Origin of the sequence: Rhodococcus sp. IEGM 1307, assembly GCF_030056915.1 — a bacterium.
GTDB classification, from domain to species: Bacteria; Actinomycetota; Actinomycetes; order Mycobacteriales; family Mycobacteriaceae; genus Rhodococcus_F; species Rhodococcus_F opacus_D.
In genome coordinates this window covers 197,241-211,792 of the sequence record NZ_JASHKW010000005.1, presented here as the reverse complement: position 1 = coordinate 211,792, position 14,552 = coordinate 197,241, and the positions used below count along the sequence as shown (strand labels likewise).

Genomic DNA, 14,552 nt, shown 5'->3' with positions numbered 1-14,552 from the left:
GGCACGACGCGTACCTGCCCCACCAGCGATCATGCGACCACGGTATCAATGAGCTCCGCCGAGATTGAGAACGACCACTCCCGAGACGACGAGACCGGCGGCGATCGCGGCAAGCAGGAACACGTACGGCATGGGGGCAGGGAACCAGGCCGGGAGCGGAGAGGCGTGCAGCGCCCCACCGCTCCCGACCGTGCCGATCTACGAATACATGATGACGCCGCGGACGTTCTCGGCCTTCCGCATCGCCTCGTAGCCGTCGTTGATCTGATCGAGTGTGTATGTCCTCGTGATCATCTCGTCGAGCTTCAGCTGACCCTCCATGTACAGGCGCAGTAGGTGAGGGATGTCGAACCGGATGTTCGCGTTGCCGAACCACGCCCCCTTGAGGGTCTTGCGCATCGCCGTCAGATCGAACAGGTTCAGATCGACGTCGTTCTGCGTGACGTCGCCGACCGACACGTGGACGCAGGTGCCGCCCTTGGCCACCAGGCTCATCGCCGGGGCGATGATGCGGCCACTCGCATTCGCGATGGTGATGAGCACCTTGTCGGCGAGCTGGCCCCACGTCAGATCCTGGAGGAGGGGGAGCGCCTCGTCGATGCTCGCCGCGGTGTGGGTCGCACCGAAGATCTTGGCCTGCTCCCGCTTGAATTCCGACGGGTCGACCACCACTACGTGCCGCGCCCCGGCGAGCGCGGCGCCCTGAACCGCCCCGCACCCGACGCCGCCCATGCCGATCACGACGACGGTCTCACCGGCCTGGACGCCGGCCGCGTACACCGACGACCCCCAGCCCGTCGTGACACCGCAGCCGACCAGCGCCGCCTTGTCGAGGGGAATGTCCTTCGTGATCTTGACGCACGACGCCTCGTTGACCACCGTGTACGGCGAGAACGTTCCGATCAGGCACTGGATGGCGGCGTCCTTGCCGCGAACGTGATGCCGCGCCGTGCCGTCCGAGATCTGCCAGCCCTCGAGCAGGTGGGCTCCCAGGTCGCAGATGCTGGACTGGCCGGTCGCGCACTGCCTGCATCGGCCGCACGCGGGGATGAATCCGAGGGCGACGTGATCGCCCTTCTCGACGCTGGTGACACCGGGCCCGACCTCGAGGACGATGCCGGCGCCCTCGTGGCCACCGATGAACGGGTAGTACTCGAGCGGCAGGCTGCCGTCCCGGACGTGTTCGTCCGAGTGGCACATCCCCGACGCCGCCAGCTGCAGAAGCACTTCTCCGTGCTTCGGGGGGTCGAGTTCCAGTTCTTCGATCTGCCACGGCTGACCGGGCTCCCACAACACTGCGGCCTGGGTTTTCATAAGTCCTGCTCCTGTCCGACGACGTCGATGCTGTGAGCGATCAGAGGATGATCGTGACGACCTTCTCCTCGGTGTTGGCTTCGATTCCGGCCCAGCCGAGTTCGCGGCCGGTGCCGCTGGTCTTCATGCCGCCCCAGGGCAGGGCGGGGTCGATGGGTGCCCAGCCGTTGACCGCGACCGCTCCGGCGCGGACCTTGCCGGCGAGGGTGTGGGCGTGGGACACGTCGCGCGTCCAGATCGAGGCGGCGAGCCCGTAATCGGTGGCGTTGGAGATCGCGATCGCCTCATCGGTGGTGTCGAACGCGATGACGGTGCCGACGGGTCCGAAGATCTCCTCCCGCGCGATCTTCATGTCGTTGTTCGCGTCGGCGAAGATGGTCGGCTGGACGAAGAACCCGTCCCCGTCCGGGCGGCCACCGCCGGCGGCGACCCGGGCGCCCTCGCTGCGTCCGGCCTCGATGTAGCCGAGGACGGTGTCACGCTGCTTCGCGTTCACCAGGGCGCCCATCGTGGTCGCCGGATCGAACGGGTCGCCGAGGACCTGCGCGGACGCGGCGGCGGCGAGACCGTCGACCACCTGCGAGTACAGCGAGCGGTGCACCAGGATGCGGGTGCCCGCGGCGCAGACCTCGCCCTGATTGAAGAACAGTCCCATCGCGGTGCCGTTGATGGCGGCCTCGAGGTCGGCGTCGGGGAGAATGATCTGCGGGGACTTGCCGCCGAGTTCGAGGGTGGTGCGCTTGAACGTGTCGGCGGCGCGCTTGGCGATGATCCGGCCGACGCGGGGGCTGCCGGTGAAGCTGATCTTGTCGACGCCGGGGTGGCCGGCGAGTGCGTCGCCCGCGACCTCGCCGAGCCCGGGCACGATGTTGACGGTGCCTGCGGGCAGTCCGGCCTCCTCCAGCAGCGTCGCGAGGTGAAGGATCGACAGCGGTGCGTCCTCCGGCGGCTTGACCACCAGCGTGTTCCCGGCGGCGAGGGCCGGGGCGATCTTCCATGCCGAGATCATCAGCGGGGTGTTCCACGGAACGATCGCGCCGATCACGCCGACCGGTTCGCGGACGGTGTACGAGTGGGTGGGCTGGCCGAAGTAGCCGGCAGTCGGGATGGACTGGCCGGTGATCTTGTCGGCCCAGCCGGCGAAGTGCCGGAACGTGCCGGCGGCCATCGGGATGTCGAGCATGGTGGGCTGGCCGACGGGCTTGCCGACGTCGAGGGCCTCGAGCCGGGCCAGGATCTCGCCGTCGCGTTCGATGAGATCGGCCACCTTGTTCAGGATCCGTCCGCGGGCGGCGCCGGGCAGTGAACCCCATTCACCGTTCAGCTGCGTGCGGGCGGCCCGGACCGCGTCGTCGATGTCCTGGGCGGTGCCGGACGCGATCTGGGCGAGGGGGCGAGCGGTGGCCGGGTTCAGATCCGTGAACGTCCCGCCGTCCGACGCCGTGCGCCACTGCCCGCCGATGAACAACTCGGTCGCGGTTCCATCAGGAAGTCCTGTGGCACTGACGTTCTCGTGTACTGCGGTCATGGCGTCAACTCTCCCGGTGGTGTTGTGATGGCTGTCACAAGCATGCGGGCGGAGGCGCGGCGTCGTCTTGCACGCATGCGCATAGTTATTGCTCGTATGCGCACCGATTCGCCGTCCGGCGTAGTGAGTCGCGGTTTCCTGACAGTAAACGGCGCTGCTACGATGCGGACGTGACCACTCGACCCGAGACCGAGGTCCACCGCGACACGGGAGACCCCGCGCCCGTCGAGCGTGAGGTGCCGTCCGATACGCCGACCGGGCCCGATCTCGAGAAGGTGATCGCCAGGCAGGTCCGGTCGCTCCGCAAAGCCAGTGGACTCTCAGTGGGGGACATGGCGGCCAAAGTCGGAATCTCGAAGGCCATGCTGTCCAAGATCGAGAACTCGCAGACCTCGTGCAGTCTGTCGACGCTGGCGCGTCTGGCAGCCGGGCTCGACGTGCCCGTGACCTCTCTGTTCCGGGGCGCCGACACCGCCCGCGACGCCGTGTACGTCGAGGCGGGCCGCGGTGCGGTCATCGTCGGGCGAGGCACCCGGGTGGGACACCACTACGAACTTCTCGGCGCACTGCGCGGCCAGCACAAGCGACTCGAGCCGGTGCTGGTCACGCTCACCGACTCCAGTGAGACGTTTCCGCTGTTCCAGCACGCCGGCACCGAATTGCTCTACATGCTCGAGGGCGTCATGGTCTACGGGCACGGCGAGGCCGAGTACACGCTGCGGCCGGGGGATTCGCTGCTCCTCGACGGTGAAGGTCTGCACGGGCCCAACGATCTCGTGCGGTTGCCCATCCGCTTTCTCGCCGTCACCGCATACCCCGACCACCACGAGGACTGACGGCCGTAATCGGAATTTCGACCTTCCTCCGCCTCCGCGCCGGGCGTAGAGTGGCGGTTGGTTCGAAAGGTCGTGGTTACGGTGATAGCGACAGTTCAGATAGCGTCCGACGGCCAGTCCGCGCTGCCCTTCGACCGCCTCGAGCCGGTTCACCTGGCCACCGCGGGCACGATCGGTGTCTACTATTTCGACTACGGCACCGATGCGCGGATGAACTCGGATGATCTCGGCGACTTCTACGTCGTTCAGATCCCGCTGTCGGGTACGGCCCGAATTACTTCTGGCGCCGAGGAGTTCGATTCGACCATGTCGATCGCGTCGATTCTGCAGCCGGGACGCTCCGCCACCATGCAGTGGCACGAAGGGCAATCTCAGCTGATCATCCGACTGGCGCGCCGAAGTCTCGAGGAGCACTTGCAGGAAATTCTCGGGAGCCCACTCGGTGAACCGCTGAGATTCGAGCCGCAGATGGAACTCGGACGACCCGCGATCCGAGGGTGGCGGGAGGCGGTCGAACTTCTGGAGCACGAAGTGGCGAATCATACCGCGATTACTGCAGATTCGGCCGCCATGGAGGAATTCGAACTGATCGTGCTGAGTCAGTTCCTGTCCGCTCAGCCGAACAATTACAGTGCAAGGCTTCGGGGTCTGGCTCAGAGCCTGACCTAGCTGGGCACACCAGTGGCCCTGCCCCGCGGAGTGTTGGGGGCAGGACCACTGTCTGTCTCGGGACCGGGATCAGGCCTTGGCGGGGTCCGCAGCCCTGGTCGTGATTGCTTCTGCGCCGAGAACCGCGTCGGTGCCATGCTTCGAGGCGCCGGTGAGGCCGACGGCATCGAGTACGTAGGCCGTTTCGCCGTGGACGGACACGTCGAGGCCGTCGTACTCGCTGTCCTGGTCGGCGCGAATGCCCATGAACTTCTTCAGTGCCAGTGCGATCACCAGTGTGACGACGAAGCAGTAGGCGAGAACGGCTGCCACGGCGACACATTGACGCCACAGCACGTCGACGCCGCCGCCGTATAAGAGCCCCGCGGCGCCGTTGGGAGCGGCCGGATCCGCGAGGAAACCGATCAGAACGGTGCCGAGGATGCCGCCCACGAGGTGCACACCGACGACGTCGAGCGCGTCGTCGTAGCCGAGCCGGTACTTCCAGGAGACCGCGAAGCAGCAGACCGCGCCGGCGGCGCCTCCGACGACCAGAGCGCCGAGCGGTGAGACGGCGCCGCAGGCAGGTGTGATGGCGACCAACGCGGCGATCAGGCCCGAAGCGGCGCCCAGCGAGGTGGCGTGACCTTCACGCAGTTTCTCGACTGCCAGCCAGGCACAGATACCCGCGCACGCCGCGGCGACGGTGTTGAGGATGACGACGGACGCGCTGTTCCCGGCGGACAGCGCCGAGCCGCCGTTGAATCCGAACCAGCCGAAGAGAAGGATGCCGGCGCCGAGCATGGTCAGGGGAAGGCTGTGCGGGCGGGGCGAGACTGGGAACGTCTTGCGGGCCCCGAGAACCAGGACGACGGCGAGGGCGGCGATGCCGGCGTTGATGTGCACGGCGGTGCCGCCGGCGAAGTCGATGGCGCCGAGGGTGTTGGCGATCCATCCGCCGATCACCGACCCGTCCGCGGAGTCGAACGCGAACACCCAGTGGGCGACAGGGAAGTAGACGAACGTCGCCCACAGTCCGGCGAACAGCATCCAGGCGCCGAACTTCATCCGGTCGGCCAGCGCACCCGAGATGAGTGCCACGGTGATGCCGGCGAACAACAGCTGGAATCCCGAGACCAGCGCGGGCGGCAGTCCGGGTTCGGCGGGGGCCTCCAGTAATGAACTGGAGCCGAAGAACTCGAGGGGGTCGCCCAGAATGCCGAGACCGCCGAGGGAGTTACCCAGCACGGCGGAGTAGCCGAACACGATCCACAGCACCCCGACGACGGCGAACGCGCCGAACGTCATCATGGCCATGTTGAGCGTGTTGCGCACGCTGACCATTCCGCCGTAGAACATGGCCAGGCCCGGCACCATGAGGCTCACTGCCGTGAAGGCCGCGAGAATCCAGGCGGTGTCGGCCGCAGCGACTGCTTCGTTCATAGTCGTCCACCTTGATCGAGGATGGCGTGACACTTGTCGCGTCCGCCTTTGGGAATCAATGTCTAGTGTCAGTGAACCAAAGCGGAGATTGCGGAAATAGTTCGCTGAGTGACAACTGCGTAACGGAATTCGGCGTGCGCCTGCGTGCCGATGCGCGAAACAAAGTATCTTGACAGTGGACTTTCTAGGTAAGGAGAACGAGTGACCACAGTTCGCGAGGCCCGCATCGCCCGGCGCTCGGATCGGCGGACCACCCCGTGGGCCAACGGCGCGGGCACCACAGCGGAGATCGCCGCCGGTGTCGCGTCCCGGTGGCGCTTCAGCGTCGCGACGCTCGAGGCGGGTTCGACGTTCTCGCCATTCCCCGAGGTGGACCGCATCTTCACGGTGATCGGCGACCATCCCGTGTCACTCGACTTCGGCGGCGGCCCCACCCTGATTCCGCGCCTGAGTCCGACGGCATTCGCCGGTGAACGCAGCCCCGACTGTGTGGCGGAAGGGCTGACCGAGGCGTTCAACGTCATGGTCCACAGGTCCACCACAGCGGCGTCCGTGGACGTCGTCGACATCGGAGCGGCGCAGGACGTCACCGCTGACGGGCGGCTTGCCGTCCTCGTCCTGGTTCTCGATGGGCGGCTGGCGACGGACCTCGGTCCCGTCCAACCGGGCGACTGTCTCCTCGTCGAGCAAGGGTCGGTGCGGCTGTCCGGGCAGGCGTCGGTCGTGGTGGCGGAGGTCCTCGCCCGCACGTGAGTGGCAAAGCGTGCCAGGGCACACTTTGCCACTCACGTGCAGGGACTACCTCGCGGTCGACAGGATCCGGCGTAGTCGCCCGATCGCGCGCTCGGTCGCGGGACGATCCTTCGCGATCAGCTGGTGCATGATGAATCCCTCGATCGCCGAGTACACCAGCAGGGTCAGGTCTTCGTCGGCGGTGATGCCCAGCCGGGTCAGTGCCTGGGACGTCGCCTCGATGTACGTGGCGTACAGCAGTTTCACGTGCGGGTCGAGGCGTGGCGTGCGTCGGGATTCGAGCATCAGCTCGTACTGGAAGACCTGGAGGTCGGGGTCGCGGGCGACGAGGTCGGTGAGGTGCTCGACGAAGTGGTCGAGCGACGAGCCGGCGGCGATGTCGGCGAAGACGCTCGCGCTCTTGTCGAGCGCGTACCGGAGCGCGGCGTCGAGGAGGGCGTCCGTCGACCCGGCGCTGCGCAGGACGGCCTCGTCCGAGATGCCGGCCTCCCGGGCGACGGCCTGCGTCGTCAGCCCGCGCAGGCCGTCGCGGGCGATCACGGAGACCGTCGCGAGAACGAGGTAGAGAGTCTGATCGCTCTGGGGTGCTGCCCGATCGGTGAGCGTCACAGTTCCACATTCCCGTGGTTCAGCAGCCATCTCATGCCGGGTTCCCGGGTGCGACTGATGCCCTTGTATTCGGCCATGTCCACCGGAAGGTCCTCGAGCACCCGGTACAGCCGATCGCCCCATCCCGGAACGGTCGCGATATCCCGGAACGGAAGCAGATACGTCCGGATCAGGAACATGACGGCACCGGAGTGGGCGAGCCGGATGAGGTGCTGCACTTCGGTTCTCAGGAACAGGCGGTCCCCGACCTCGTCCAGCGGGCCGTCGGCGAGGGTGCGCCGGTCCTTCCCCCACTCGGGGTAGGTCTCGGTCGACGTGTCGAGTTTGCCGTCGACGGTCAGCGTCCAGTTGGTGCGTCGGTAGCTCTGGCCGGGCTCGAGCCGCATCAGGAAGTTGTGTGCGCGGGTGATGATCTTCTCGCTGTGGACGCGCGGGACGGGGCCGTGGATCTCGAGGAAGCTCATGCCCACGTCGAATCCGAAGGACCAGTCCGCCGCGAACGTCACCAGACCTGCGTCACCCCACAGTTCGCCCTCACGCTGATCGAGCAGCACGACGTCCTCCTGGATCTGGCCGCAGATGTACACCAGCGGCGGCGCCGGCAACGTGTCGAGATCCCCGAACACGAAGTTGTGCTCGATCCCGAGGAGGTCGTTCTTCCACAACCACCCGTCTTCGCGCCGCGCGAGGGTCATGGTGTCGGGGTATTCGTCGGCAAGCATGCGCATCAGCGTGAGCATCGCGTCCCACGCGGCGGGGACCATGTGGGGCAGGCACTGGTGCCGCGACGGATCCACGGCCAGGATGCGCTCGCGTTCGGCGAGTTCCCGGTGATAGTGGGCGTCGATGGCGATGCGGGTGTCACCCCAGCTGCCAGCCACGGTGGCGGTGGGGTTCCCGGCCGGCTCGACGTTGGTGCTGTAGCGGTACTGGTCGCGCGGAAAGGGGAACGGAAAGCGCGCGATGTGGTCGGCACGCGAGTCGGTCGATGTCACAGATCCAGCTCCAATCGGTCTCCTGCGGAACGTGATACGCACGGCATGATCGAATCTCCGGAGGCCTTCTCCTCGTCGGTGAGGAACAGGTCGCGGTGTTCGATCGCGCCGCCGCGGACCGACAGCCGGCATTCGCCGCACACACCCTGCCGGCAGAGGTTCGGGACGTTGATTCCCTTGTCCAGCAACGCCTCGAGGAGGCTGGTGCCCGAGGGCACGGGAACGATCATTCCGGTGCGCCCGAGCGTGGCGGCGAAGGGCGCCCCCTCGGGCAGCGGGCCCGCCCCGAACGCCTCCGAGTGCACGCGCCCCGGCGGCCAGCCGCAGTCGCGGGCCCACTCGGCCACCGCCGCGATCATCGGCGCGGGACCGCACGTGTAGACGTGGGTACCGAGTGGCTGGTCCGCCAGCTTCGGGACGAGGCGGTCCGCGAGTTCTCCGGGCGTGGAGACCGTGATCATCCGGTCACCGCACAGCGCCGCCAACTTGTCGGCGTGCGCTCCCGACTGATCGCGGAATGAGTAGATCACTTCGAACGAACGACCCCACTCGAGCGCGGCCCGGACGTGCGACAGGATCGGCGTGACGCCGATTCCACCCGCGACCAGCAGGTGGTGCCGAGCATTGAGCACGGGCGCGAACGCACTCCGCGGAAGGCTCACACGGATGCGCTGATCCGGCTCGAGGTCGTGGACCCAGCGCGAACCCCCGTGGCCGTTCTCGTCGAGCCGGACCGAGATCGCGTAGTGGTCCGGCTCGATCGAGGGGCCGGTGAGCGAGTAGGAATTCTGCCGACCCTCGGCCCAGGTGACGGCGATGTGGCTGCCCGGGGTGAACGACGGCAGGGTGCGGCCCGCCGGGTCCGCGAGCACGACGTGCCGGATGCCCGGACACAGCAGCCGTGCCTCGCGCACCGTCAGAGTGAGCCCTCCGGTGATGCTCTCGCCCGCAACTGTTTCGAGGGCCGTGGTCATGGCAGTTCCTCCGAGTCGGCTCGATATCCCAGGTAGGCGCTGTGACGCCGGGAGTAGTGGTAGTAGACGGTGAGTTCGGCGGAACAACCGCTGCACGGTGTCCGGCCGCCGATGGCTACCGGCACCGAGGACGACGTCGTGTGGCAGTGCGCGCAGAACACGTCGCGCATCCATACGTCGGGGTCGGTGATCACCACGGCGATCTCGCTGGGCACCGCGCCCGCGGAGATCAGCCGAGCACGCACCGCCCCCACCATGTGGTCGGGTCCCGCCACGACGAACCGCCACCCGATGCGCGCCTCGGACAACAGCTCGTCGAGCCCGCCGAACCCGGATCCGGCCCCGTCGTCGACGATCACCGTGCGAGTGGGAACGGGCGCCACGCGCTCGGACAGCGCGCGGAGGACCTGCGCGCCGACCGTGCGGTCCGAGACCAATACGTAGCGGGTGACGAGAGCGCCCGCTGCGAGGTCGTCGACGGCCGAGTAATCGGATCGCCACCGGGGGACGCTGGTCGACCTCATCGAAACCGCCATCGCGGATCAGGGAGCGAAGGAACGGTGGCCGACGAAGTAGGCTAACGCGCGGTCGGGGGTGGTGAAGCGGATGCGCGAGCCCTTGGGGAAGAAGATCGCGTCCTTCGCCTTCGCCACCTCGACCTGGCCGGTGTCGAGGTTCTCGAGGGTGAACTCCCCTTCGAGGACGACCTTCATCTCGTCGTAGGCGTAGTAGTAGTCGAGCGGGGCGTCGGTGCGCTGGAGTTCGAAGTAGCCGGCCGACATCTCCGAGCCGTCCGGGTTGGCGAAGACGTCGTCGATGTATCCCTTGGTGCCCGGGTACTCCGAGACCGGCATCTGAGGCAGGTTCTCGTGGAATCCAGCGGTGACGCGGAACGGGACGGCGGTGGGCTTGTCGGTCGTGGTCATGGGTTCTCCCTGAAGGTGTGGTGAGTTGGGTCCGCGACTCCTCTGTATGAAACGAGGAGTAGCAACAGGAAACCACAAGACATATTTCGATGACGTAAATCAATCCGGAGAGGCCGGAAACATGCAGATGAGAGCGAAGATAGTTTTTGAAAAAGCTTTTGAGCGCCGTGATTTGGTGATGCACCGACAACGTTGCCGTAACACGATCGACATAGTAGAACTGTTTCATAGTGAACAACAGCGATTCATGAGGTGAAACGAACCGCTACCCAAGCCGACAGCGCCCGATCATCCGGCCGAATGAAGGAAGCAACGTGACACAGACAGCAAAGTTCGTGATCGTCGGTGGGGGACTCGAAGGTCTCGCCATCGCGTGGTCGCTCGCGGACCGCGGCGAGACCGATGTCCTGGTCCTCGAGCGTGACACCCTGTGCTCGGGCATGACCGGCAAGTCCAGTGGCGTGGTCCGGTGCCACTACGGGACGCCGTCGCTGGCGGCGATGTCGTGGTACGGCGTCGACATCTTCACCAGGGCCACCGAGATCTTCGGCGACGACATGGCATTCCGCCAGTGCGGATACGTGGTCGGCGTCGGTGAGAACAACATCGACCCGCTGAAGGCGAACGTCGCGATGATGCAGGGCCTCGGTATCGACGTCGACTACATCGGACACGACAAGATGGCCGAACTGTGGCCGGGGCTGCATCTCGACGACTTCGCCGCCTTCGCGTACGAGCCCCTCGGTGGCCGCGGGGAGGCGTACATGGCCGGCATGGCGTTCGGTGCCTCGGCCCGCAAGCTGGGCGTCAAAATCCGCCAGAGCACGCCGGTGGCGTCGCTGCTGCAGAACGCGGACGGCCGCGTCTACGGGGTGACGCTCACGAACGGCGACGAAGTGCATGCCGAGCAGGTGATCCTCGCGACCGGTCCGTGGGCCCCTGAACTCGGCGCCGGTGTCGGCGTCGACATCCCGGTGAAAGCCCAACGGGCACAGCTCGTCCTGATCGACCAGGGTGTTCCGACTCCGGAGGTGCCGGTGCTGTCGGACCTGGCCGGACTGCAGTACATCTGCCGTGAGCCGAACGGTGAACTGCTCGTCGGCAACAGCGACCACGCCGCGCCCGAATACATCGACCCCGACAAGTACAGCAACCGCGCGGACGACAGCACCATCGAGAAGAACATCGGCAAGCTCGGGAACCGTCTGCCCGACATGCCCGATCCGCGGATCACCTCGAGCTACGTCGGCGCGTACGACGTCACTCCCGACTACAACCCGATCATCGGACCCGCACCGGTCGACGGACTGTTCCTGGCCACCGGGTTCTCCGGTCACGGTTTCAAGATCTCACCCGCGGTCGGTCGCCTCGTCGCCGACATGCTGCTCGACGACGGCACGACCAGCCTCCCGAACGTCGAGCCGTCCGACTTCCGCTACTCACGCTTCGAGGAGGGCGACCTCCTGTTCAGCCTGCACCCCTACGAGGGCGCCGGCGAGATGCGCTGACCCACAGACCCCCTCACCCGTAGACCACCAGTTCAGGAGCTACCCATGGCTGTCGACACTGCTGACGCGTTCACCGCGCAGAACATCGTGACAACCCCACCGCAGACCTTGTCCGAGGTGGCCCGGGCCACCGGAACCACCTTCATCCTCGCCCTGTTCGTGACGCTGTCCGGCAAGCCGTGCGCCAAACTGGTCCCGATCGAGGCCGTCGAACAGCTTCAGGACGACGGCGTGGGCTTCGCCGGCTACGCGGCGGGGCACATGGGGCAGGAGCCCAAGGATTCCGATCTCGTTGCCGTACCGGATGTCTCGTCGTTCACGCCGATCCCGTTCGTGAAGCCCGGACTGGCGATCGTGCACTGCGACCCGCACGTGGAGGGAAAGCCCTGGCCGTATGCGCCGCGGGTGATCCTGAAGGAGACGCTGAAGAAGGCGTCCGATCTCGGCCTGTCCGTCAACGTCGGCGCGGAGATCGAGTACTTCCTCGTCCACCGCGTCGGAGACGGCGCCCTCACCACCGCGGACACGGCCGACGTCAGTCGTCAGCCGTGTTACGACGCCCGCGACGTCACCCGGATGTACGACCATCTGACCGAGGTGTCCGCGGCCATGAACACGCTCGGGTGGGGCAACTACGCCAACGACCACGAGGACGGCAACGGGCAGTTCGAGCAGAACTTCGACTACGCCGACGCCATGACCACCGCCGACCGGGTGATCACCGCAAGGTACCTGCTGTCGGTGATCGCCGAGAAGCGCGGCATGAAGGCCACGTTCATGCCCAAACCTTTCTCCGACCGCACCGGTTCCGGGATGCACCTGCACCTGTCGCTGTGGAACGACGCCGGTTCGGTGTTCCCGGACGGGGACGACCCGAAGGGGCTGGGACTGTCGAGGACGGCGTACGCGTTCATCGCGGGGATCCTCGAGCACGCGTGCGCACTGCAGGGTGTGATCGCGCCGACCGTCAACTCGTACAAGCGGACCGGCGCCACGTCGACGAGCAGTGGTGCCACCTGGTCGCCTCGCTACGCCACGTACGGCGGCAACGACCGCACCCACTACCTCCGGGTTCCGGACAGGAACCGGGTGGAACTGCGCGGCGGCGACGGCTCGGCCAATCCCTACCTCGCCGCGGCCACCGCCATCGCCGCCGGCCTGGACGGCATCGAACGCGATCTCGACCCCGGCACCCCCGGCTCCGGCGACAGTCCCAGCGACATGCTGCCGATGACGCTGCTACACGCGATGGACGCCCTGGAAACGGATCCGGTGGTGACGGGCGCCCTGGACGTCGCGGGACCCGGGGTCGCCGAGTACTTCGCGACACTCAAGCGCGAGGAGTTCTTCGCCTGGCACAACACCGTCTCCCCCTGGGAACTCGACCACTACCTGACAGCGTTCTGACAGACCTCCCGAAAGGAGACATCCATGTGTGGAATCGTCGGACTTCACCTGCGTGAGCCGTCCCTCTACCCACAACTCGGCGCCCTGCTCACCGACATGCTCGGTCAGATGTGCGACCGCGGACCCGATTCCGCAGGCATGGCGATTTACGGGGACCAGGCCTGGTCACCGGTCGGGGATTCCACGGTCTCACTGCTCGACTGCCCCATCCCCGCAACGGAACTCGCCGCAAGGCTGTCGGCGTCACTCGACACCACCGTCACCGGAATCGACCTGTCCCCGACGACGATCCTGCACGGCGTCGTCGTCGCCGAGGATCTCGCGGCGGCAGTGCGCAGCGTGGTGCCGTCGGCGCGGGTCATCGGCTTCGGCGACGACCTGACCGTCCTCAAGGGCGTCGGAAACCCCATCGACCTGGCGAACCGGTTCGGGCTGCCGTCGGCGAGCGGCTGGCAGGGTGTCGCGCACACCCGCATGGCCACCGAATCCGCGGTGACTGCCGAGGGGTCGCACCCGTTCTCCGTCGGCCCCGACCAGTGCCTCGTGCACAACGGCTCGTTCTCGAACCACATGAGCATCAAGCATCAGCTCGAACGTGACGGCGTCGTCTTCGACAGCGCCAACGACACCGAGGTCGGGGCGCGGTTCGTCGCCAAGCAGCTCGCCGAGGGCGTCGACCTGGAGAAGGCGCTGCTGATGCTGAACGAGACGTTCGACGGTTTCTACACCCTGCTCGTCTCGACGGCCGACTCGTTCGCCGTGGTCCGGGACGCCATCTCCTGCAAGCCCGCCGTCATCGCCGAGACCGACCAGTGGGTCGCGATGGCCTCCGAATACCGCGCCCTGGCGAACCTGCCCGGCGTCGACAACGCCCGAATCTTCGAGCCCGAACCGGAAGAGGTGTACGTATGGCACCGGTAGCCACCACCGAAGCGACTGTCCTGAACCTCGAGACGTCGAGTACCCGTGCCGTCAACGAGCGGCTCACCTCACCCGAAGCCCCGAAGACGGTCACCGTCACCGGCCCGCAGGGCGCGCACGCGCTGGCCTGCGGCCTCGACTCCGACATCGACGTCACCATCGACGGGCACGTCGGCTACTACTGCGCCGGTATGAACCAGCACGCGACGGTGACCGTCACCGGCAACGCCGGAGTCGGCGTGGCCGAGAATATGATGTCGGGGACGGTGCACGTCAAGGGTGATGCGTCGCAGTCCGCGGGCGCCACCGCCCACGGCGGCCTCCTCGTGATCGACGGCAATGCCGCTGCGCGCTGTGGCATCTCGATGAAGGGCGTCGACATCGTCGTCGGCGGCAACATCGGCCACATGTCCGCGTTCATGGGTCAGGCCGGACGTCTCGTCGTCCTCGGCGACGCCGGCGAGGCCCTCGGCGACTCGCTGTACGAGGCCCGCATCTACGTGCGCGGCACCGTCGCCTCCCTCGGCGCCGACTGCATCAAGAAGGACATGCGCGAGGAGCACCTGACGGAACTGCGGGAACTGCTGGATCTGGCCGGTTTCGACGCCGACCCGTCCGAGTTCACCCGCTACGGCTCCGCCCGCAAGCTCTACAACTTCCACGTCGACAACGCCAGCGCGTACTAGGAGA

The 14,552-nt window shown here is 66.9% G+C and carries 15 protein-coding genes; 7 read left to right on the top strand and 8 right to left on the bottom strand.

Features of this window, described 5'->3' with window-relative positions; translation table 11 throughout:
* Positions 1-198 precede the first annotated feature (198 nt).
* Together QM841_RS11835 and styD are read right to left on the bottom strand one after the other, a co-directional pair.
* Positions 199-1,314, bottom strand: coding sequence for an NDMA-dependent alcohol dehydrogenase (locus QM841_RS11835; protein ID WP_283332132.1), 1,116 nt, complete (start codon positions 1,312-1,314; stop codon positions 199-201).
* A gap of 40 nt (positions 1,315-1,354) precedes the next feature.
* Positions 1,355-2,842, bottom strand: a complete 1,488-nt coding sequence (gene styD, locus QM841_RS11830; protein ID WP_283332131.1) for a phenylacetaldehyde dehydrogenase StyD — start codon at positions 2,840-2,842, stop codon at positions 1,355-1,357.
* A gap of 170 nt (positions 2,843-3,012) precedes the next feature.
* Here styD and QM841_RS11825 point away from each other — a divergent pair, with 170 nt between their 5' ends.
* Together QM841_RS11825 and QM841_RS11820 are read left to right on the top strand one after the other, a co-directional pair.
* Positions 3,013-3,678 carry a helix-turn-helix domain-containing protein gene (locus QM841_RS11825; RefSeq protein WP_280781195.1) on the top strand — a complete coding sequence of 222 codons (666 nt, stop codon included), beginning with the start codon at positions 3,013-3,015 and terminating at the stop codon, positions 3,676-3,678.
* 72 nt (positions 3,679-3,750) lie between these two features.
* Positions 3,751-4,347 (top strand): cupin domain-containing protein, encoded by a 597-nt coding sequence (locus QM841_RS11820; protein ID WP_349307401.1) that lies wholly within the window; start codon positions 3,751-3,753, stop codon positions 4,345-4,347.
* 69 nt (positions 4,348-4,416) lie between these two features.
* On the opposite strand, the gene QM841_RS11815 is transcribed toward QM841_RS11820, so the two are convergent.
* Entirely contained in the window at positions 4,417-5,769 is a 1,353-nt protein-coding gene (locus QM841_RS11815) for an ammonium transporter (RefSeq protein WP_283332129.1), read from the bottom strand.
* 201 nt (positions 5,770-5,970) lie between these two features.
* Between QM841_RS11815 and QM841_RS11810 the strand changes: the two genes are divergently transcribed.
* Positions 5,971-6,522 carry a HutD/Ves family protein gene (locus QM841_RS11810; protein WP_283332128.1) on the top strand — a complete coding sequence of 184 codons (552 nt, stop codon included), beginning with the start codon at positions 5,971-5,973 and terminating at the stop codon, positions 6,520-6,522.
* A gap of 45 nt (positions 6,523-6,567) precedes the next feature.
* Here QM841_RS11810 and QM841_RS11805 read toward each other — a convergent pair whose 3' ends face one another.
* From QM841_RS11805 to QM841_RS11785, 5 genes are read right to left on the bottom strand one after another with little or no spacing between them, the layout of a single operon-like run.
* Positions 6,568-7,161 (bottom strand): TetR/AcrR family transcriptional regulator, encoded by a 594-nt coding sequence (locus QM841_RS11805; RefSeq protein WP_349307400.1) that lies wholly within the window; start codon positions 7,159-7,161, stop codon positions 6,568-6,570.
* Positions 7,128-8,126 (bottom strand): heme-dependent oxidative N-demethylase family protein, encoded by a 999-nt coding sequence (locus QM841_RS11800; RefSeq protein WP_283332126.1) that lies wholly within the window; start codon positions 8,124-8,126, stop codon positions 7,128-7,130. Before QM841_RS11800 ends, QM841_RS11805 begins: the two co-directional genes overlap by 34 nt.
* Positions 8,123-9,100: a PDR/VanB family oxidoreductase gene (locus tag QM841_RS11795; RefSeq protein ID WP_283332125.1), complete on the bottom strand. Its 978-nt coding sequence runs from the start codon at positions 9,098-9,100 to the stop codon at positions 8,123-8,125. Before QM841_RS11795 ends, QM841_RS11800 begins: the two co-directional genes overlap by 4 nt.
* Complete coding sequence (locus QM841_RS11790; protein ID WP_317569139.1) at positions 9,097-9,636, bottom strand: dimethylamine monooxygenase subunit DmmA family protein; 540 nt, start codon at positions 9,634-9,636, stop codon at positions 9,097-9,099. The genes QM841_RS11795 and QM841_RS11790 overlap by 4 nt, the downstream gene beginning before the upstream one ends.
* Positions 9,637-9,642: 6 nt before the next feature.
* A complete protein-coding gene (locus tag QM841_RS11785) occupies positions 9,643-10,026 on the bottom strand; it encodes a cupin domain-containing protein (RefSeq protein ID WP_009475598.1) in 384 nt (127 codons plus the stop codon).
* 314 nt (positions 10,027-10,340) lie between these two features.
* Between QM841_RS11785 and QM841_RS11780 the strand changes: the two genes are divergently transcribed.
* The 4 genes from QM841_RS11780 to QM841_RS11765 are packed head-to-tail and all read left to right on the top strand — an operon-like array spanning position 10,341 to position 14,548.
* Positions 10,341-11,534, top strand: coding sequence for an NAD(P)/FAD-dependent oxidoreductase (locus tag QM841_RS11780; protein ID WP_283332123.1), 1,194 nt, complete (start codon positions 10,341-10,343; stop codon positions 11,532-11,534).
* Positions 11,535-11,579: 45 nt separating this feature from the next.
* Complete coding sequence (glnT, locus tag QM841_RS11775; protein WP_283332122.1) at positions 11,580-12,941, top strand: type III glutamate--ammonia ligase; 1,362 nt, start codon at positions 11,580-11,582, stop codon at positions 12,939-12,941.
* Between the two features lie 24 nt (positions 12,942-12,965).
* On the top strand, positions 12,966-13,862 hold the full coding sequence (locus QM841_RS11770; RefSeq protein ID WP_283332121.1) for a class II glutamine amidotransferase: 897 nt from the start codon (positions 12,966-12,968) through the stop codon (positions 13,860-13,862).
* Positions 13,850-14,548, top strand: a complete 699-nt coding sequence (locus QM841_RS11765; RefSeq protein WP_283332120.1) for a GltB/FmdC/FwdC-like GXGXG domain-containing protein — start codon at positions 13,850-13,852, stop codon at positions 14,546-14,548. The genes QM841_RS11770 and QM841_RS11765 overlap by 13 nt, the downstream gene beginning before the upstream one ends.
* Positions 14,549-14,552: the final 4 nt, after the last annotated feature.